The sequence below is a fragment of the Hahella sp. NS-SX17 genome (genome assembly GCF_057367735.1).
The window spans coordinates 3,725,727-3,742,420 of the sequence record NZ_CM170632.1; the positions used below are offsets into that span (position 1 = coordinate 3,725,727).

General features: G+C 52.2%; 16 protein-coding genes. 6 read left to right on the top strand and 10 right to left on the bottom strand.

Annotated elements, in window-relative coordinates; all coding sequences use genetic code 11:
- Positions 1-11: 11 nt before the first annotated feature.
- Complete coding sequence (locus tag AC2IBB_RS16675; RefSeq protein WP_486327900.1) at positions 12-368, top strand: hypothetical protein; 357 nt, start codon at positions 12-14, stop codon at positions 366-368.
- Between the two features lie 30 nt (positions 369-398).
- Here the strand turns inward: AC2IBB_RS16675 and AC2IBB_RS16680 are convergent, their stop codons facing one another.
- Positions 399-584: a hypothetical protein gene (locus AC2IBB_RS16680; RefSeq protein WP_486327901.1), complete on the bottom strand. Its 186-nt coding sequence runs from the start codon at positions 582-584 to the stop codon at positions 399-401.
- A 597-nt stretch (positions 585-1,181) separates the two neighbouring features.
- On the opposite strand from AC2IBB_RS16680, the gene AC2IBB_RS16685 reads away from it, so the two are divergent.
- The 4 genes from AC2IBB_RS16685 (at position 1,182) to AC2IBB_RS16700 (ending at position 6,126) form a co-directional block, all read left to right on the top strand.
- Positions 1,182-2,543, top strand: coding sequence for an ABC transporter substrate-binding protein (locus AC2IBB_RS16685; RefSeq protein WP_486327902.1), 1,362 nt, complete (start codon positions 1,182-1,184; stop codon positions 2,541-2,543).
- A gap of 132 nt (positions 2,544-2,675) precedes the next feature.
- Positions 2,676-4,673 (top strand): extracellular solute-binding protein, encoded by a 1,998-nt coding sequence (locus tag AC2IBB_RS16690; protein ID WP_486327903.1) that lies wholly within the window; start codon positions 2,676-2,678, stop codon positions 4,671-4,673.
- A 65-nt stretch (positions 4,674-4,738) separates the two neighbouring features.
- On the top strand, positions 4,739-4,972 hold the full coding sequence (locus tag AC2IBB_RS16695) for a UPF0175 family protein (protein WP_486327904.1): 234 nt from the start codon (positions 4,739-4,741) through the stop codon (positions 4,970-4,972).
- A 143-nt stretch (positions 4,973-5,115) separates the two neighbouring features.
- The gene (locus AC2IBB_RS16700; RefSeq protein ID WP_486327905.1) at positions 5,116-6,126 is read left to right on the top strand and encodes a pentapeptide repeat-containing protein; all 1,011 of its coding nucleotides are present in this window, start codon (positions 5,116-5,118) and stop codon (positions 6,124-6,126) included.
- Positions 6,127-6,176: 50 nt separating this feature from the next.
- Here AC2IBB_RS16700 and AC2IBB_RS16705 read toward each other — a convergent pair whose 3' ends face one another.
- From AC2IBB_RS16705 to AC2IBB_RS16730, 6 genes are all read right to left on the bottom strand, one after another.
- Positions 6,177-6,545: a LysR substrate-binding domain-containing protein gene (locus tag AC2IBB_RS16705; RefSeq protein WP_486333970.1), complete on the bottom strand. Its 369-nt coding sequence runs from the start codon at positions 6,543-6,545 to the stop codon at positions 6,177-6,179.
- Positions 6,545-6,844, bottom strand: a complete 300-nt coding sequence (locus AC2IBB_RS16710) for an LptF/LptG family permease (protein WP_486327906.1) — start codon at positions 6,842-6,844, stop codon at positions 6,545-6,547. Before AC2IBB_RS16710 ends, AC2IBB_RS16705 begins: the two co-directional genes overlap by 1 nt.
- Positions 6,754-7,185: an LptF/LptG family permease gene (locus AC2IBB_RS16715; protein ID WP_486327907.1), complete on the bottom strand. Its 432-nt coding sequence runs from the start codon at positions 7,183-7,185 to the stop codon at positions 6,754-6,756. Before AC2IBB_RS16715 ends, AC2IBB_RS16710 begins: the two co-directional genes overlap by 91 nt.
- Positions 7,186-7,411: 226 nt before the next feature.
- Complete coding sequence (locus AC2IBB_RS16720; RefSeq protein WP_486327908.1) at positions 7,412-8,755, bottom strand: ATP-binding domain-containing protein; 1,344 nt, start codon at positions 8,753-8,755, stop codon at positions 7,412-7,414.
- Entirely contained in the window at positions 8,752-10,572 is a 1,821-nt protein-coding gene (locus AC2IBB_RS16725) for an ATP-dependent nuclease (protein WP_486327909.1), read from the bottom strand. The genes AC2IBB_RS16720 and AC2IBB_RS16725 overlap by 4 nt, the downstream gene beginning before the upstream one ends.
- Before the next feature lie 373 nt (positions 10,573-10,945).
- Positions 10,946-11,848, bottom strand: a complete 903-nt coding sequence (locus AC2IBB_RS16730) for a LysR family transcriptional regulator (protein WP_486327910.1) — start codon at positions 11,846-11,848, stop codon at positions 10,946-10,948.
- Between the two features lie 121 nt (positions 11,849-11,969).
- Here AC2IBB_RS16730 and AC2IBB_RS16735 point away from each other — a divergent pair, with 121 nt between their 5' ends.
- Entirely contained in the window at positions 11,970-12,521 is a 552-nt protein-coding gene (locus AC2IBB_RS16735) for an NAD(P)H-dependent oxidoreductase (protein ID WP_486327911.1), read from the top strand.
- A 247-nt stretch (positions 12,522-12,768) separates the two neighbouring features.
- Here AC2IBB_RS16735 and AC2IBB_RS16740 read toward each other — a convergent pair whose 3' ends face one another.
- The 3 genes from AC2IBB_RS16740 to AC2IBB_RS16750 all read right to left on the bottom strand — a co-directional run bounded on the left by AC2IBB_RS16740 (position 12,769) and on the right by AC2IBB_RS16750 (position 16,692).
- A complete protein-coding gene (locus AC2IBB_RS16740) occupies positions 12,769-14,556 on the bottom strand; it encodes an aminopeptidase P family protein (protein ID WP_486327912.1) in 1,788 nt (595 codons plus the stop codon).
- Positions 14,557-14,682: 126 nt separating this feature from the next.
- A complete protein-coding gene (locus tag AC2IBB_RS16745) occupies positions 14,683-15,678 on the bottom strand; it encodes an ABC transporter ATP-binding protein (protein ID WP_486327913.1) in 996 nt (331 codons plus the stop codon).
- A 24-nt stretch (positions 15,679-15,702) separates the two neighbouring features.
- The gene (locus AC2IBB_RS16750) at positions 15,703-16,692 is read right to left on the bottom strand and encodes an ABC transporter ATP-binding protein (protein ID WP_279504840.1); all 990 of its coding nucleotides are present in this window, start codon (positions 16,690-16,692) and stop codon (positions 15,703-15,705) included.
- Positions 16,693-16,694 lie beyond the last annotated feature (2 nt).

The window sequence follows — 16,694 nt, forward strand, 5'->3', positions numbered from 1 at the left end:
GGAACTTCCCCATGGAAAAAGACCCACGCGACACGTACCCCATTAACGTCGTCAACCTGAGAGACAAGCCGTTGCTTGAGGCGTTGTTCGAAGTCGAAAAAAGGCCTTGGTTGTGGCTTCAGAATCACGATCTGCCTTGCTTGATGTCGTTCGTAAACGGTTGGGTTGTGGGGCGGAATGATGCGAAGGATGATAAGCTACTGACTGCGTTTGACCTCTTTGTCGCCAAGGAGTTGGACGAGGGGAGTTCAACTGTTGGCTGGTGTAACATGATTTTGAAGCACTTCGGGGAACAGGATGCAATGGCTGCGTTTTTTCGGCTGTTGCGCCAGTTTCAATCCGCCCCTCTCACTCAGGAGTCCTCTTAACTAGAGCCTGAGGGGCCAGGATCAGTTAGCTTACTGAGCCCCTTGTTCCAACCGCTCCCGATTCTTCTCCATGGCTGCTTCAATCTGCTTCTGGGCCTGATCGATCTGCTGTTCGGCTTTCTCTTTCTGGCGTTCCGCTTCTTCGCTGTGTTCGACGGACAGGTAGGCGACGTAGAGGAGCGCCAGTAGGATGCTGATGATGCCGAGTGCTTTCATAAGGGGACCGCTGGAATGCCGATTTGTTGTGTCGGGTTGATAAGGAAAATCTTCCTGCACAGTTAGTGTAGCGTGAATTAACCGGTTTGGTTTTCCGGCGACTCACCCCGGAAAACAGATAAAAACAATGCACAAAAATGTACAGGTAATTCCCCTGGTTAGTATTTGAGCCAGATAGGCGCACGTTGTCTAATGATTGCACTCTCAGGCTCTCCCGCGAGCGTCAGTATCGGCGCTTGATGAAAGGGGCAGGCTGGTCGTTAACAGAATAAGTACAACAAAGGCGCTGTCATGAAAGTCAAAACAGACGTTTTCTTTGTCTTCAGTTTCCATCTTGGTGTTCAGTCTCTGTCATCTTCACGGATAAGCCCGTTTCCCCTTGTTGTTATAGCAATGGACCAAACTTTGCGACGTCAAAAACCGAACTGACGACGCTCCCTGTTTTCCTGATACCTGAATCTTCTTTCTGACAAGTTAACCCGCCCAAAGCAGTCGCGTTTTTGGGCCAGGGCTTCTTGTCGCCTGCAGAAAGGTCGCGTCGCTGTGGAAGTAAGTCGCCGCAGCGGCGAGGAGCTGCTTTAACCAGAGAGAAACGCCATGAAGCACCGCAGTAACTATCCGTTTGTAACCTTGTTGATGTTGAGTCTGGGGACGCTGTTCGCAAGCGTTCCAAGTCAGGCGGTCGAGATTGTCGTCGCCACTGTCGACAATGCGGATATGTTGAACATGAAGTCGTTGTCGCACCATTTCGAAGAGCAGAATCAGGACATTCAAATTAGCTGGAAAATCGTGGATGAGTCCGTGTTGCGACGTATGCAGGCCAGCGACAGTAAACAAAAACGCGCCCAATACGATGTCTACACCCTGGGCTTGTTTGAAGCGCCCATATGGGGGAGCAAAGGGCGTTTGTCGCCGTTGCCGGCGGCCTATCAAACCGATGGCGAAATGAAGAAGTGGATTCCCGAGATTATCGAAGGGTTTCGCTACGACGGCGAGTATTACGCCTTGCCGTATTATGGTGAAAGTTCCATAACCTATTACCGCAAGGATGTACTGAGTCGCTATGGCCTGCAGATGCCGTCGCAGCCGACTTGGCGCGGCATTGAATCAGCCCTGGCGCAGTTGCGGCAGAAGTCGCAAGGGGAGCATGGGCGATTGTGTCTGCGCGGCAAACCGGGGTGGGGGGAGAACGTCGTTATCCTGGCGACCATGGTGAACGGTTTCGGCGGCCGCTGGTTCGATGAAAACTGGCGTTCGGCGCTGGCGGAGCCGGCCTGGAATCAGACCATCGAGTTCTACTTATCGATGATGGCGGAGTACGGTCTGGCGTCTTCCTGGAACAACGGCTATTCCGAAAATCTGCAGGCCTTTGTCGCGGGCCAATGTGACATCTGGGTGGATTCCACCGCCGCTGGCGGCGCCATCGCCCAGGCGTCCTTCTACGCTCAGGTGGGTTACGCCGCCGCGCCTTCGCAGGTCACTGACAGAGGGACTAATTGGCTGTGGTCCTGGGGTTTCGCCGTGCCGAAAGGTTCTCTCCACAAAGACGCGGCCTGGCGTTTCGTGAGCTGGGCGACCTCTGATGATTATCATCGTCTGGTGGAAAACAATTTCGGTATCTCGCAGACGCCGCCGGGCGCCCGCCACGCGTTGTATGAAAACCCGTCGTACCGCGAGTACGCCAGCTTTGCGGATATTACGCTGAAGGCCATCAAAAGCGCGGATTTCGAACGCCCCAGCATTCAGCCCGTGCCATACCGGGGCATTCAGTTTATCCAGATGGAGGAATTCCAGCAGATTGGCGACTTTATCGGTAAAAAGCTGTCCGTCCTGCTGGAGCGAAAACTCACCGGCAAGCCGATTAACCTGGAGCAGGAACTGTCCCATATGTCTGAGTTCGTGCAGGCGTCGCACAATATTGCGGAAAGGTTGCGTCAGAAAGGCGTTGACGCGTATTGATGAAAAATGGCGTAGTGGATAGGGAGTAATAAGGAATGTTGGGCAATGTCGTTAGACGCGACGCCGGAGGAATCAGCTATGGCCTTGCATAGGGTAATAACGCGCTGTTTATGCCTGCTTCTTTGCGGGTGGATGTCGGCGCAGGGAGCGGAACCCGTGGTCGAGCTGGTGAGCGGGGAGAAAGAGCCCTACATTGGCGTGAATCTATGGAAGAACGGCTATGCCCATGAGGTAGTGACGGAGGCGTTCAAGCGCTCTGGCGTGACCGTTCATATCTCGTTTCATCCCTGGGCGAGAGCCAATGCGATGGCGCAGCGCGGCAAGGTCGATGGCATTGTGCCGGTTTATGCGGGCGCCTTTTCGCAGCAGGAGTTTCGGCTGAGCGACCCTTTCCCGGGAGACTCCATCGGGATTCTGAAACGCAAGGACAATTACTTTCAATATTCCGTGCCGCCCTCCGTGAACTTAATGCAGGCGCTAAGCGGCTTGTCCGGCGGCGTTATCGGGCAAGTCCGGGGCGAATCCACGTTGCAGGAGTTGCGCAGCATTCCCGGCATTCAAATCGAGGAAGTCACCAGCGAACTGCAAAACATCGACAAGCTGGCGATCAACCGCATCCAGTTCGTGCTGATCGATAAGTTCACGGCGGCGGATCTGATCGTCGGTTACCGGCCGCACTACATCGGGAAGCTGGATTTTGTCTATCCGCCCCTCGCCGACAAACAGTTTCATATCGCCTTTGCAAACAATCGCGCGTCCGCTGACAAGTGGGTGACCGCGTTCAATCAAGGCCTCAGAAAAATGCGCGAGGATGGGACGCTGGACCGGCTGCGCTTTGAATACGGCCTGCTGCCCAATGTGGACCGCGGCGATGACAAAATCAGACTGGTTATCGGCACCGTGAACAACCCTGACATGGTGATCATGCAGGGGCTGGCGAAGGCGTTTGAAGCGCAAAATCCGGATATCGAACTCGACTGGCGCATCATCAACGAAAGCACTTTACGACGGCGTCTCCTGGGCGATCTCGCCATTTCCGACGGCCAGTTTGATGTGATGACCATCGGCATTTATGAAATCCCCCTATGGGCGGGCAATGGGTGGATATCACCTCTCGATCCGCTGCCGACGGCCTATCGTCTCGATGACATCTTACCAACGGTCAGGCTGTCGCTTGCCTACAAAGATCAGCTCTATGCGCTGCCGTTTTATGGCGAGAGCATCATGACCTATTACCGCAAGGACCTGCTGAAAAAAGCCGGACTGGAGATGCCCGAGCATCCAACTTTCGCGAATATTGAGCTGATCGCGCGAACTCTGCATGATCCTGACAATCAGGTTTACGGGCTATGTCTGAGAGGGAAGCCTGGGTGGGGAGAAAACGTAGCGCTGTTATCCTCTCTGTCGCATGCCTTTGGCGCACGCTGGTTTGATATGAACTGGGCGCCGCAACTGGATTCAAAAGAGTGGCGTCAGACCCTGGATTATTATGTGGATCTGATTACCACTCAGGGCCCGCCGAACCCCACCAGTCTGGGATATCGGGAAAGCCTGGATTTGTTCGCGCAAGGCCATTGCGCGGTCTGGATCGACGCCACCGTAGCGGCGAGTTTTCTCTATAATCCTGAGTTCTCCCAGGTCAGCGACAAGACAGGTTTTGCGCCCGCGCCGAGAGGCAAGGTGGATCAAAGCTGGCTGTGGGCCTGGTCGCTGGCGATTCCCGCCGCGTCCAAACACAAAGCGGCGGCGAAGAAATTTATCACCTGGGCCACTTCCAGGGAGTACATCGACCTCGTGGCGAAAACCAAAGGCTGGGTGGCGGTTCCGCCGGGAACCCGCCGCTCCACCTATGAAAACCCTGCCTACCATCAGGCGGCGCCGTTTTCTGATCTGGTGCTGAACGCCATTGAACGCTCGGACGCCAGCAATGTCTCCGCACTCCCGATTCCATACACCGGCGCGCAATACGTCAGCATCAACGAGTTCTCCTCATTCGGCGCGCAAATCAGCCTCAACTTCGCCAATGTGCTGGAAAACAAAATGAGCATCGACGACGCTCTGAAAAAATCCCAGGCCCTCATCAAAAATCAGATGATCAACTCGGGGTATTTGAAGGAGAGGGGGGACTGAGGGGCGTCATGAGCTAAGGTACGACCTGATATCCGAAAAGAGTACTTATCGAATGAGGGCGAGAATTGAAAATCGAAATAGATGATGAATTAGCCGAAAAACTACAGCTCACAGAGAAAGAAGCGCTGGAACTACTGGCGATCGCCTTGTACAAAGACCGTGGCATTCACGGCGCATTAGCTGGAAAAGTCGCGGGGATTTCCGAGTTCGAATTTCATGGCCTACTGGCCAAAAAGGGCTTCAGCGTGAATTACGATGTCAGTGACTTTCTTGAAGATATTGAGAATAACGATTTGTGAGTGCGATTGAGAGGGTGAAGGTCTATTTATATAGATAAATTCTTGACTTTTTGTTTTTAATTTGTGTGGATTAAGACTTCTTTGAAGTGCGGTGTAAAATGATACATTCGGCTTTTTATATGTGGTTTTAAGTGGGCTTTGTTATGGATAATATTGAAATAGAAGCAAAATTTATTGAGCAAGAGCATCGTATCATTCCAATATGGAGTAACTTCTGGATAAAAAGAAAGGTATGGTCCAGGGATGACCCAAGAAGAAAGGCTGCAAGTACCGCATTTGCGATGTTTTGGCTTCCAAAACCTTCGTCAGTAATAATTTCCGGCGGGCTAGTCGCTTACTTTAGTCTGTATTATATGTACAAACAATCAGACCTGATGGAGGCTCAAAACAAATTGGTAGATCGCCAAAATACCTTAATTCTAACTCAGATTAAAGAACAGCAGTTGACTAACGTTTCATCACGGAAAACGGAGCTAATCAAAATAATATATTCTTCGAATGAAAAATCATATGGGAAATTTTTATATACAGCTGCCGTACCAGATACGCAGTCTAGGATTAGATCTGAAGCCATAGCTGAATATATTGGTATTAGACGAATCGAAGTTGAATCTGCTATGGATGATTTGCGAGCTAAAAAAATGTTGCCCGTAGCTGCGACGCTAGGTTTCGGCGTAGACCTAAGATGGGCTCCACTGCAGAATATTAGTCTGGCGTCGTTAGATATGAGCCATATATCCATGTATCACGCCAACTTTGAAAATGCGGATCTTGTATATGTTAATTTTTCAGAGTCCCAGATGGAGTACGTTAATCTTTCTAATACCAATCTAACTGGCGCGAAATTTAATAACACTTCACTTATCGGAGCAGACCTGTCTGGTGCCAATTTGTCCTCCATTAATTGGAATGAGGGAGCAAAAGTTTTGAATGCTAATATTTATGGCATTAAAAATCCTCCTGCAGGATTCAGGAAGTGGGCATTAAGCAATGGCGCTCTCGAAATCGCTGATAAGCAAGAGTGGCTCAAAAAGAATTTGGAAGCCTACCCAGCTCTTGGGCGATATATAGCAAAAGACCCAGAGGCGACCGACTCTGATAACCCTGGAAGAGATCAGAATGCAAACCTGAAGAAGGAAAGATCACGAGGATAAATAACTAATTGGGGTGCTGAAATGTAAAAACTTGAGGTGTTACGCATCGCTCACCCAGTAACCTCCCGAATCACCCCCGCCACATGATTCACCGCCTGATCTCCCTGCCGTCTCACGTGCCATGCCAGGTGCAGTGGGAAGCCTTCTACTGGTATGGGGGGTGGGAAGACGGTGAATTTTGTTGTGTCTTGGGGGACGCAGTGGATGGGGAGGAGGGCGATGTAGTCGGATTGGGCGACGAGGTCGGGGGCCATTTGGAAGTAGGGGACGACGAGGGCGACGCGGCGGCGGAGTCCGTGGGCTTGCAGGGTTTGGTCGACGGGGCTGTCTGTGTCGCCGCGGCCGGAGACCAGGACATGGGGATAGGCGAGCCATTGCTGCAGGTTGAAGTCCTGGGCGGCGGGATGGTCTTTGCGCATCAGCACGCAATAGTCTTCATACAACAATTCAACGCAGCGGAATGAGGCGCCGACCAAACCGACGGCGTTGAGCTTCGCGGCTGCAACCGCAAGCGGATCTCCTGTCCGTACAACAGCAGCAGTCCGAAGCAAAAATAGGCGATATGCACGGACCATAGGCCAAGCCACTCCGGCAGTGACTGCTTTGCGACGGCCTTTTTGCAGTAGATCAGTAATCCCAGATAACTGACGTACACCAGCAATACCGTAAGGAGGCGGTGGAAGCGTCCCTGTCCGGGGTTCGCTCGGCACAAGGACACCGCCAGCAGGGCGATTGCAAACCAGACCCCATGGTCACGGCGACAAGCCTGGACTTGCTCACCCCGCGGGCGAAAATGACGGTCATCTCCGCATCCAGATACATGCGCCCGTAGCTCAGCAAAATCGACAGGAAAAGCGCCAACGGCAATATCAACTGCAGGAAACCGGGAAGACGATAAGCCATGATCGGCGCCAGCACATCCGCAGAAATCTGCCCCGTCGCCGCCTCAGTCAGATACTGAGCGAAACGCGTACTGGTGAACACAAACAGCAGCAGAAACGTCAATCCAAAAAGCGACGTCAGAATCTGACGATTAAGATAACGAAACAACACCCACATCCGACCGCCTCCAACCCCTCGTATAGCCAAACCGCCTTGTTTGATAAGCCTTTTAAGGAATTGTAGAAAAGCAGGGACCAAGCAAAAATCAAGGAGATATCAATTAAATATCAAGGGGAGGGGCGAAACAGTGGGAGTTTGAGGAGAAATGAGTAGCGGAAATAGGTATTTCGTCGTGAAGTTCTAACAGCGCAGACGAAGAAATGGGCATTATCGAGAGCTTAGGCTAGCTTGAGTTGCTGAACGGTGCTTCTCCCAGCCTCCCCTTGCCGAGTACAATTACTGTGCAACTATTCTTGCCACGAGTGATAGCGTTATATAGAAGACGCCGTTTATATTCATCTGAAGACTTAGATGATAATGCATAAGTCCACATTACTATAACATTGTCAAACTCTTTGTTCTTCGCTTGGTGTATTGTCATTATTTGTCTAGGTGGCGGCTTATTGAAAATCTTCTTCTGCTCATGAATTGACTTTTCTATCATTCTAATAAAGAGTTCTTTTTCTAAAGTTTCTAAGCCGGATACTCTTTTCTTTTTGAGTATCTTCTGAACAAGAGAGGATCTTATCGGTAGGGCAGGAAAATCTTGGGCAAGATTGAGAGCTTCTTCTATGTTGAAAGTAGGAGGAATAGTATTTATATATGAAGATACTGATTTGTTGCTTAATTCTGACGTGGGGTTGACTTTTAAATCAGGAAATGGGCCGAATTTGGTTCCTTTTTTCTTATTCAAATTCTGCTCTATAGTGGTTATCTTGGCGATTGCTTTATTACTATTTGTGTCGTTGTGTGATAATACCAATATGGCATTTGTTATGTTCTTGTTGCGAATGCGGTATCCTGCCTCCCATGCGAGAATATTCCAGGATTCAACCTCGATAATACTAAATCCTCTGTTTTTCCATTCTATTATGAAACCTTTATCAGTTTTATTTAGTAAAGGAATTATTGGCTCTCCATTTCGTATGTTTGAAGCTGCTGTTGTAAGTCCTCTATCATTTGTTCTTACAGGTGTTGTTAGTTTTGTTGGTGTGATATTGTTGGCTAACCAATTAACTGCTTCGTTTTCTTCATTTTGATCATTTAGGTTCTGGTATGAATCAGCTGCAACAATTAGTATACTGTTTAAAAAAAGATTTTTCATGATATGCAATCTTGCCGATAATAAATCCTGAGCCTCGTCGATGATAACAACGGGGTAGGTAGCGTTTACCCAGCGTTGAATACATGGATTTTTTAGCAGTTCTGCAGCTTTAAGGCATATTTCATCGAACTGGTTTTTTTGGGAAGCGTCAGTCATAGATAAGTTTATACTAGGAAAATCTCTCCATCGATAAGTCAAATACCATGAAAAAGCGTCAAAAGTCATGCAGTCATAGCGACCTTTGAGGCTCTTAAGTTCGGAAAGTGATTGATCTAATCGAGCTCGCGAACCATGCATATATGTCAACGCAAGGACTTTTTGTCCCTCACCAAGAAAGTTATTTGTGACTAGTTCGTTTAGCCTTTTAATGAGATTAAATGTTTTTCCCGTCCCTGCTGCACCTTCAAAGAATGAGCTGCTCACGGCGAGTACTCATAAACTGTGAGCTTATTATTAGATAAACTGGATTTTACGAAAACTGCGGAGGGTAAGTTATTTGTGCAGGAGATATCCATTATTGCTTCTAATAGAGTGGAAGCTAATTTTATGCATTTATCGAAAGAGAAAATTTGTTTGGCAATTTTCTCATGTAGAACGTAGTCACCTTTTCCACCCTTTTTCAAGTGGTTGGATATGAAGTCTTTAATGCAGGAGTGATTTGAGCTCGTTATAGAGTTTATGTTTGGTAGCAAGTTGCTACTGTCAGCTTCAAGTAAAGATCCAATTACATCTTCGATAGTCCAATTATTTGGCCATTTGAATACTCCGGCGGGTGGTTTGTTTAGATTTTTTAAATTTTTTATATAACTTAGCCCCGCACTATCTCCATCAACTAGACAAAATGTTTTGCTGTGAGCTTCTGACATTACTCTAGAGATTTCCACAACACTTGAACTATCGGTTGGAAAGACTCCAACTGACGAACTGAACATATGGCCTTTTTCAGTTGGTTTTTCTTGCTGTAGCTCAAGTCCAACAGCTAGCTTTTTAATCCACTCGCAGTCAACTTTACCTTCTGGTATTAATAAACATTCGTGCATCAAAGAGCTAATTGCATCTCTTCTTTGCCATTGAATTAGCTGTCTGACAGGGTTTGTATCGTTGCTATCTAAAGGCCTGCTCATCAGTGGGCGAGCAGCCAGGACACCTTCTTTGTTCTCTAGTATTCTAATGCAGTGTGGCTCAAACTCAGCTGCAATTGATGGTGAGTGTGTCGTAACGATAGTCTGTTCGCAGCATGACTTTAATCTATTGGTTAGTCTACGTTGCTGGCTAGGAGGGATATGAAGTTCGGGCTCTTCGATGCCAACAAAAAAACTTTGATCATTGTTTCTTCTCATTACACCTAACTGCAAAAGCAATAGTAGGTTTTGCATAGAAACTATGCCGCTTCCCTCTCTACTTGCAGGAATAGCTGGATGCTCATTTCTAGGATTTGTAAAGTGAGGTACCAAAGCATTCAGAACGGAATCACTGCTAGTTCCTGTTAACCGAAGTAAACTTTTAGGGGCGTTGCTGAATAACAGGGCTAGCTCTTCGTTCACACGATCAAAAACGGTTTTGATTTCAGGCTCATCTTCCAACTTCTCTTGTGGATTTCTAAGCTGTTCACGCTGCGCAATAATTGCTTGTGCTGGCAGAGCCCCTACCGTAGCGACTACTCGTCTAAATAATTCTGATGAGAATGATAGCATTCTGTCCCAAGTGCGTGAGGCTGGTACCAAGAAGAAGCCGACATCCTTGAGAAGGCTGGAGGGAAAGCGCTCTGTGAACTCATCATCAAACGGATCTTCGGTATTATTGCTATCAACGAAGAATCGTTTGAGCTCAACCGTTAGGTCCTCATGGTCAAACCGCCCAGCTACTGCTAGCTCTACGCAGAGCTTCCAGTCGCTCTCTTGTTGAACTGGGTGAATACTTTGATCGCCAGGGTTTATCCACTTTGGAATACCGCGCCCCATACGAAACCAGTCTTGATGATCTTCTGGATTATTAGGCGAGAAGTCTGTGATGACAGCCTTTATAAAAAAACGATCTTTTGCAGCTGGAGCTGCTCCATAGAAGTCATATTCAGTAAGGTTTCGAACAAGCCTGTCTCTTCCGAAAAGGACTGCTAACGCTTCAATAATGCTGGTCTTGCCTGAACTATTCGCCCCAACTAGTGCCGTGTGATTGTCGAGGTAGATAGCTCCGTTTTTAATGCATCTGAAATTCTCTATCGTAAGGCATGAAACTCTCATACTAGCTAACCAAAGTCACCAATCATGGGCTTAAACGTGATTATGGAGCTATCATTTGAATAGTAGAGCGGATTTTCTTGACTAGCTCTCGTATGAAATTGTAGTGCAAAAATTAGCTTCCACATGGGAGGGCAGATAAATCACTTTACTTTGAAATTTCAACAGCAGCTTTGGGCTCATTCACGGCTAACGATTTTACTGTGAACTTCAGCAAGTAAGGTAAGCTCTATATATCGGTAAGGTAAGGACTGTCAGCGATACTTTGTACTCCAAAATTTGAAGCTTCTTGAACCTCGACGGAAGCTGCACTATGTATTCTCTTTGGGCTGACTAGAGGCATTATTAATCCGTTAATGATCGACTTTTCAAGACATTAACAACTCCCCCCCCCAGTAACCTCCCGAATCACCCCCGCCACATGACTCACCGCCTGATCTCCCTGCCTTCTCACGTGCCACGCCAGGTGCAGTGGGAAGCCTTCTACTGGTATGGGGGGCGGGAAGACGTTGAATTTTGTGGTGTCTTGGGGGACGCAGTGAGTGGGGAGGAGGGCGATGTAGTCGGATTGGGCGACGAGGTCGGGGGCCATTTGGAAGTAGGGGACGACGAGGGCGACGCGGCGGCGGAGTCCGTGGGCTTGCAGGGTTTGGTCGACGGGGCTGTCTGTGTCGCCGCGGCCGGAGACCAGGACATGGGGATAGGCGAGCCATTGCTGCAGGTTGAAGTCCTGGGCGGCGGGATGGTCTTTGCGCATCAGCACGCAATAGTCTTCATACAACAATTCAACGCAGCGGAATGAGGCGCCGACATTGGGAAACACTGACACGGCCAGATCGGCTTCACCTTTGGCGAGCTGCTCCAGGGCGGACTTGGCGCCATGCCAGGGCTGCACGATCAGATCCAGGTTGGGGGCGCTGCTCATCAGGCGTTGATGTAACGGCCCCAGCAGCGCGGAAACGGGAAAGTCCGCCATCAGGATGCGTATGGTCTGGCGCAGTTCCGCCAGAGGCGTATCAGCCTGATTAATCACGCGCTCCGCCTGCGTCAACAGCGCCTTGATCGGCTCACGCAGGGATTCCGCTTTGGCGCTGAGGCGCATCTCACCACGACCGCGAATCAGCAGAGGGTCGCCAAACAGGTGGCGACAGCGTTCCAGGGCGCTGGAGGTGGCTGGCTGCGACAAGTGCAGGCGCTTCGCTGCGCGCGTGACATGACGCTCGTCCATTAACGCATCCAGAATCACTAACAGATTTAAATCGACGCTGCGTAAATTCATAAAACGAATAATCAAATATATAAACTATCGATTAGATTAATATAAGCCCGTGGCGCAATCTAGCACCTATCGACACACAGCGCAGCAACGCGTTGAAAACCAACTAATAGGACTGCCAACGATGAAAACCACACTGCTGATGTTCCACTCCCGTTATCGCCCTTCACGCATCAACGCTGCACTGATGGCGGCGGCGCAAACCCTCGACAACCTGGATGTGGTGGATATGAATCGGCTGTATCCGGATGAGCGTATAGACGTCGCCACGGAGATTGACCGACTGCTGCAAAGCGAACGCCTGATTCTGCAATTTCCTGTTCAGTGGTACTCCACGCCGCCATTGTTGCAGCGCTGGCAGGACCTCGTGCTGACCCACATGTACTACCTGGACTACGAAAACACCGGGCGCCGCTTCGAAGGCGCGCCTATCATGATCGCCACCACCGCTGGCAATACCGAGGCGGCTTATCAACCTCGCGGGCAGAATCGTTTCACCATGGAAACCCTGCTGACGCCGCTGCAAGCGACCGCCAATCGCTGCCGTCTGCCCTGGGGCGATCCGTTTGTGGTGTATCAGGCCGACTACCTGACCGATGCGGAACTGGATGTCGCCTGTCAGCGTTATCTCACCCATATCCAAAACTGGCGGAGCGAATTTGTACGGGGGCAGTAAGCGCTTCGAATCCCGCAAAAAAAGCCCGGCGAACGCCGGGCAATACATGGATGGACCTTCTTGTACTTCTACTACCTGTACTGCTTGTTATTAACCTGACGCCAACATTGACAGGTTAATAACCGGGCGCACGGATGCGCTGGTGCGGCGATACGCCGCGAGAGGCAGGGCCCGAACATGAACAGGCCCTGCCAACTTCAGATAAACGGGTAAAGCTAAAAACGGCGTGTTTGTTTGATATGCGCGGTTAAACCGGCTTGGTCGCGTTCCTCAACCAGGCGGTTTGCGCCGCTTCCAGATAGGGGCTGAGCGCTTCGTACACGCGCCAGTGATAGGCGTTGAGCCAATCGGTTTCCTCCGTGCTGAGCATGGACATATCCAGAGCGTTGACCGCGATGGGCGCCAGGGTGATGGTTTCGAAGCCATAGAAGACGCCGAATTCGTTTTCCTCCAGTTCCACCACTTTCATGATGTTTTCGATGCGCACGCCATACTCGCCTTCGCGATACACGCCGGGTTCATTGGTGATGACCATGCCGGGTTTGAGGGCGACTTCTTTGGGATTCTGCGAGAAGTTCTGCGGGCCTTCATGCACGTTCAGACACAGACCGACGCCATGGCCGGTGCCGCACTTGTAGTCGATGCGATGACGCCACAACATGCCCCGCGCCATGATATCCAGATTGGCGCCGGTGGCCCCTTTCAGAAACACCGTCTGCGTCAGCCGTATCACCGCCTTGAGCACCAGGGTGTAGTCCTTGCATTGCTGCGCGGTGGGCGTTCCAAAATGAAAGGTGCGGGTGATGTCGGTAGTGCCGCCCGGATACTGGCCGCCGGAGTCCACCAGGAAGAAGTTGCTCTCATCCACGGTGGCGTTGCTGTCGGCGCCGGCGGAATAGTGCATCTTCGCCGCGTGAGGACCAAACCCGGCGATGGTGCGGAAACTGTCGCTGATATAGCTGGACGTGGCGCGACGATACTCCCGCAACTGCTTCTCCGCCGATAACTCGGTGACCTTGCCGCCGGGAACCTGCGCCTGCAGCCAGTACATGAAATTCACCATGGCCACGCCGTCCAGACGCAGCGCCTGCTCGAAGTTCTCCATTTCCGTGGAGTTCTTCTGCGCCTTCATGTCGGTGACCGGACAGGGCGTTTCCACCAGCGTGATCTCAGGCTTGATCTGGTTGACCAACAGGCTGTTGGCGCTGGCGGGATTGATGGACAGCTTGCAGCCTTCCGGTAATTGATTCACCGCTTCGACGACAAGCTCATAGCTGTGCGCCGTCACGCCATATTCCGCCAGGGTGCACTCCACCGCCTCTGGCAACTTGTCGTGATCGATGAAGACCTGACTTTGCTGCGCGGTGACCAGCAGATAGGACTCGGAAATCGGGCAATAGGGCGTATCCCCGCCGCGAATATTCAGCGCCCACATGACATCGTCCAGCGTGGAGACCAGCAGACCGTCCACCTGTTGTTCCGTCATCCAGTCGCGAATGCGCTGCATTTTTTCCTGGGCGTCCACGCCGGCGTAACCTAATTCATGGTTGAACACCGGCGCTTTGGGGCGGGCGGGGCGGTCATACCAGAGCGGCGTGATCAGGTCCTGATCCAGAACCAACTGAATCGACTTGGGCGCGAAGGCTTCCAGCAGCTCCTGATAAAATGAGCGGCTGATCGAGCGACCGTCCACGCCCACGCGGGCGTTTTCCGGCAGGGTGGCGGCCAGCCACTGGGGGATGGTCGGCGTCTCCGGCAGCCTGGCCTTGAAGAGCTTGAGGCCAGATCCCGCCAGTTGCTCCTCCGCCTGAATAAAGTAACGACCGTCCGTCCACAGGCCGCCGCCATCGCCGGTGACGACCACATTGCCCGCCGAACCGTTGAAACCGGAAATCCAGGTTCGCGCCAGCCAATGATCAGCCGAATACTCACTGGAATGCGGGTCGTTGTTGGTGACGATATAGGCGGCGAACGCCTGCTTGTCCATCGCCTTGCGAAGGTGTTCGAGTCGTTGCGTGACTGAGGGCGTGTTCATAGTTTAAAACTTCCTAATGACAGACGATTAAATCGGCGGAAAAACTGAAAACGACAGACCCTGCGCGTGTCAGGTGCTGTCTCCCACGATAAGCGCATCCCGGCGCTGGCATGTTGGCGAGCGATCTCATTGGCCCGCCAATAACAAGGTGTTGGAACAGAAAATATGATGCTCGTCAGAGCCGCTCTGAGTGGGCGGTTGGCTCCCGCAGAGATCGGTGGCCTCCGGGCATCTGGTGCGGAAAACGCAGCCGCTGGGCGGGTTGAGCGGCGAGGGCAGATCGCCGGGCAAAAGCTGCACCTCCCGGCGCCGCGCCAGTCTGGGATTGGCGATCGGGACCGCGGACAACAGCGCCTTGGTGTAGGGGTGCTGCGCCTGATCGAAAACCCGGTCATACAGGCCCACTTCCATGGGCTTGCCCAGGTACATCACCATGACTCTATCGCTGATATGGCGCACCACGCTCAGGTCGTGGGCGATCATCACCAGCGTCAGCCCCATCTCCTGTTTGAGGTCGTCCAGCAGATTGATCACCTGCGCCTGGATCGACACGTCCAGCGCGCTGACCGGCTCGTCGCACACCACCAGATCCGGGTTGAGAATCAGGGCGCGGGCGATGCCGACGCGCTGACACTGGCCGCCGGAAAATTCGTGGGGATAGCGATTACGCTGACTCGCCGACAGACCAACCTTGTCCATCATGGCGATCACTCGACGCTCGATTTCCCGGCGTTGCAGACCCGGCTCATGGGTCAATAGAGGCTCGGCGATGCATTCCGATACCGTCAAACGGGGATTGAGACTGGCGGTGGGGTCCTGAAACACCATCTGGAACTCCCGGCGACGGCGCACCAGAGCTTTTTTGTCGAAACTGCGCATGTCTTCGCCTTTCCAGCGCAACTCGCCCCGAGTAGGCTCGATCAGCCGTAACAAAGCGCGCGCCAGGGTGGACTTGCCGCAGCCGGATTCGCCCACAATGCCCAGGGTTTCGCCGCGATAGACATCCACGTCAATGCCGTTGACCGCCTTCAGACGCGGGCGTCGGCTGGGCAGAATGTGCTTGCCGATGGCAAAGTGCACTTCCAGGTTTCGGGCGGAGAGTAAGACTTCTTTTGCGTTCATCCAGCAGATCCTGTGTCGATGGCGTCAGGCGGTGCGCGCCAGTGGCGTGGTTTTGTTCTGCGCCAGTGCGTGGCAGGCGGCCAGTTGCGTGGCGCCGAGCCGCGTCAGGGGCGGAAGGGCGGTCTCGCAGCTGGGCTTTTGCAAGTCGCAGCGCTCCCGGAACGGACAGCCCTTGCTGTTGATCAGCGCGTTGGGCGGATTGCCGGGAATGGTCGGCAGGCGCGGCATATCTTCGGTGATCGACGGAATCGCCTTCAGCAGGCCCTGGGTGTAAGGGTGGGCCGGACGTTCGAACAGGGTTTCCGTGTCCGCTTCTTCCATCTTGCGCCCGCCATACATCACCAGCACCCGGTCGCACATTTCCGCGACCACGCCCATATCGTGGGTGATCAGCAGGATGGCGGTATTGAACTCCCCCTGCAGCTCCCACAACAACGACAGAATCTGCGCCTGTACGGTCACGTCCAGGGCGGTGGTGGGTTCGTCGGCGATCAACAGTTCTGGATGACACAGCAACGCCATGGCGATCATGATGCGCTGCCGCATGCCGCCGGACAGCTCGTGAGGATACTGGCCCATACGCGCCTGCGGCGAGGGAATGCGCACCGCGTCCAGCATGCGGATGGATTCCGCCCGCGCCGCCGCTTTGCTCATGCCCTTATGAATCATCAGCACTTCGGTGAGCTGCTTGTCGATCTTCAGGAATGGATGCAGAGAGGTCATCGGGTCCTGAAAGATCATGCCGATTTTCTCCGCGCGAATGCGGTTGAGTTGCCGCTTGCTCATGGCCAGCAGATTTTCGCCGTGAAAATTGGCGACGCCGGACACCCGGCCGTTATCGGCGGTGAGTCCCATCAGGGCGAACACCGACTGGCTTTTGCCGGAGCCTGACTCCCCGACAATGCCGAGGGTTTCGCCGGCGCGCACGGTGAAGGAAAGATCGCTGACCGCCTGCACCAGTCCGTCCGGCGTTTCGAAGCGAACATTCATGTTTTCGATGGACAATATGGTCATGA